Annotated in this window: 2 protein-coding genes; one reads left to right on the top strand and one right to left on the bottom strand. The window is 72.8% G+C overall.

From position 1 onward, the window contains the following. Positions 1-151: 151 nt before the first annotated feature. Positions 152-1,591, bottom strand: coding sequence for a nucleotide sugar dehydrogenase (locus ACZ7H1_RS33410; RefSeq protein ID WP_470791807.1), 1,440 nt, complete (start codon positions 1,589-1,591; stop codon positions 152-154). A 495-nt stretch (positions 1,592-2,086) separates the two neighbouring features. Between ACZ7H1_RS33410 and ACZ7H1_RS33405 the strand changes: the two genes are divergently transcribed. Further along, positions 2,087-3,466 (top strand): FAD-binding oxidoreductase, encoded by a 1,380-nt coding sequence (locus tag ACZ7H1_RS33405; RefSeq protein WP_470791805.1) that lies wholly within the window; start codon positions 2,087-2,089, stop codon positions 3,464-3,466. Positions 3,467-3,587 lie beyond the last annotated feature (121 nt).

The following is a 3,587-nucleotide window of genomic DNA, read 5'->3' as shown; positions in this document are numbered from 1 at the left end:
TCCGCTCGGCAACGACGCCGCAGAGAAAACAGGCCCCCCCCCCCCCCCCTCCCGCCCCCCCCCCCTCCCCCCCCCCCCCCCCCCCCCCCCCCCCCCCCCCCCCCCCCCCCCCCCCCCCCCCCCCCCCCCCCCCCCCCCCCCCCGGCCCCGGTCAGCCCGCTTCCAGCAGCCGGACGCTGCGCGGCACCGAGGGCATCGCCTGTGCGGCGGAGCCGCCCGGGCCGCCGGCGCCCGGCACCGCCTCTCCGCGGCCGATGCCCCGGTACACGTATCCGGCGGCCCGCAGCTCGGCGATCTTCTCCTTCGGGTAGTACGCACGCCCGTCGAGCAGCACACAGGAAGGGGCCACCGGCAGGGCCGCGAAGTCGATGCCGTGGAAGTCCCGGTGCAGAGCCAGCACCGCCACGCAGTCGGCCCCCTGCACGGCCTCCTCCAGGGTCTTCACCGGCGCCCGGCCGAAGAGCTCGGCCGCGGCCGCCGGATCCACCAGCGGATCGTGCAGCCGTACCGTCACCCCGGCCGCCTCCAGGGCCTTGACCACGCCCGCCACCGGGGTGGCCCGCAGATCGCCGGTGTCGTTCTTGAAGGCCAGCCCCAGCACCGCCACGACCGCCCCGCGGGGGTCCTTGCCGAGTGCGGCCAGCTCCCCGAGCACCAGCGAGGCCGTATAGCCCGGCATCCCCGCGTTGACCTGGCGTCCGGCCGGGGCGGTCTGCACCCGCACCCCGTGCTCGCGGGCGGTGCGCCACACCATCCACGGGTCCTTGGTCAGGCAGGAACCGCCCACTCCCACGCTGGGCAGCAGGATGTTGACGTTCCCGGTGCCCTTCGGGATGGTGTTCGCCGCGCCGATCACGTCGAGCACGTCCGCGCCGTAGATCCCGCACAGCTTCGCCAGCTCGTTGGAGAGGGCGATGTTCAAGTCGATCCACCAGTTGTCGGCGAGCTTGACGATCTCGGCGGCCTCCAGGGTGTCCATCGGCAGCACCTCCACGCCCAGCACCCGCCGCCACAGCTCCCCGGCCGCCGCCGCGCAGTCCGCGGTCAGCCCGCCGGTCACGATGGGGAACGTACGCAGCTCCCGCAGGGCGGTGCCCTCGGCGAGCCGCTCCGGGCTGAACGCCAGCCCGAAGTCCTCACCCGCCACCAGCCCGCCCTCCTCCAGCAGCGGACGCAGCAGCTCCCGCGTCGTGCCCGGCGGCACCGTCGACTTGAGCACCACCAGCTGGCCCGGCCGCAGATGCCGGGCGAGCTCCCGGGCGGCCCCGCGCAACTGCTCGTCGGCGAGCGAGCCGTCCTCACGCACCGGAGTGCCCACGGTGATCAGGACGACGTCGGCCCCGGCGGCCGCCGACAGTTCGGTGGTCACGCGCAGCCGGCCCGCGTCCAGGCCCGCGAACAGCAGTCCGGCCAGTCCGTCCTCGTTGAACCGGCACTCCCTGCGGGCCAGTTCGTCCACCAGCCGGCTGTCCGCATCGATACCGATCACGTCGATGCCGCGGTCGGCCAGGGTCGCCGCGACGCAGGAGCCGACGTAGCCGAATCCGACGACCGCCACGGTCGGGCCGCCGGGGCCGGGAAGAAAACGCATCGCGAGAGTCCAATCGACGGAAGGATTGAGATCCAGACGGATGGTCACCGGTACGGCCCGTTCCGGGCATCTCCTGGTTTGCGATTTGCTCTCGCCCGATTGCAGTGAGCACGGGAGAGGTGGCGCCGCGCGCCGGTTCCCCCCACTGCGGGACGGGGAAGGCGCCGGGGTCTCGCCAGGGGACCGCCGGGACCGCTACCGTGCTCGGGATCCGGGCCGGGACAGCAATTTCGAAGATGCGCCGGACCACCCGCCCGGCCGACAATGTACGCAGCCGCGCGACCCCGCACGAGAGTTCCCGATGCCCGCACCACTCGAACTGCCCGACGTGACCGCACCCGTCGATCCGTGTCCGGCATCGCCGTCTCGTCCCTACCGGCCCCGTCGCCGGATCCCCGTCGCGCCCGCCCGGCCGAACGCCGGTCTCGGCGAGTTATCCGTACCGGGCCGATCATCGCGCCCTGGTCACACCGCATGACATTGAGGAGATCTTCCATGGTGGAGCAGACCCCCGGCGACCAGGGCAACGTGCCGGTCGTGCAGCTGCGCGAATCGGTCAAGGGCAAGGTGCTGCTGCCCGGTGACGAGGGCTACGACCAGGCCCGTGTCGTCTACCTGGGCGGAATGGACCAGCAGCCGGCGGCGATCGTGCAGCCTGCCAACAGCGACGACGTCTCCCAGGTGGTCCTGCTGGCCGCGCAGAGCGGCGTACCGCTCGCCATCAAGGGCGGCGGGCACAGCGTGTTCGCCCTGACCGACGGCGGCATCGTCCTCGACATGTCCTCCCTGCGCGAGCTGGACATCGACACCGACACCCGGACCGCCTGGGCCGATGCGGGTCTGACCGCCGGTGAATACACCACCGCCGCCCACGAGCACGGCCTGGTCACCGGCTTCGGCGACACCGGCAGCGTCGGCCTCGGCGGCATCACCACCGGCGGCGGCATCGGCTACCTCGCCCGCAAGCACGGCCTGACCGTCGACGACCTGCTCGCCGCCGAGATCGTCACCGCCGACGGCAAGCTGCGCCGCATCGACGCCGAGAACGAGCCCGAGCTGTTCTGGGCGATCCGCGGCGGCGGCGGCAACTTCGGCGTGATCACCCGGATGAAGTTCCGCCTCCGTGAACTGACCACCGTCTACGGCGGTCTGCTGGTGCTGCCCGGCACCCCCGAGGTGCTGGCGTCCTTCGTCGAGCTCTCCCAGCAGGCCCCCGACGAGCTGACCAGCATCATCAACATCCTGCCCGGTGCGGTCCTGCCGTTCGTGCCCGAGGAGGCCCAGGGCGGTCTCGTCGTCATGGCGATGATGGTCTACGCCGGCGAGGGCGAGCCCGCCGAGCAGGCCATCGCCCCCTTCCGGGCCCTGGCCACCCCGTACGCCGACATGATCGCGCCGATGCCGTACCCGGGCATCTACCCGCCCGAGGACCCCGACCACCACCCGGTGGCCGCGGCCCGCAACCTCTTCGTGGACGCCATCGACACGGAGACCGCCACCCTGGTCCTGGACCGCATCAAGGAGTCCACGGCCATGATGACGGCCGTTCAGGTCCGCGTACTGGGCGGCGCCCTGGCCCGCGGCGAGGCCGACACGGCCTTCGCGCACCGCCACCGCAAGATCATGGTGAACCTGGCCGCGATCTACGGGGACCCGGCCGAGGCACCCACCCACACCGCGTTCGTGGACCGGCTCACCAAGGACCTCCAGAAGGGCGTCCCCGGGGTCTACGTCAACTTCCTCGCGGACGACAGCGAGGAGCGCATCCGCGAGGCCTACCCGGAGGCCACCTGGGAGCGGCTGCGCGCCGTGAAGCGCACCTACGACCCGGGCAACGTGTTCCGGGTGAACAACAACATCCCGCCGGCGGAGTAAGAGGCCCCGCCGGAGCTCCGGCACCCCTCCAGGACGCGGCCGCCGCCCCCACGGGCGGCGGCCGCGTCCTGCCGTTTTGCTTCGAAGCGTTTCCGCCCACCCCAGGCCGGCCCTCGGAGGC

This window comes from Streptomyces sp. NPDC037401, assembly GCF_055602345.1.
The sequence above is the reverse complement of the archived record's forward strand: the minus strand, read 5'-3'. Positions and strand labels throughout refer to the sequence as shown.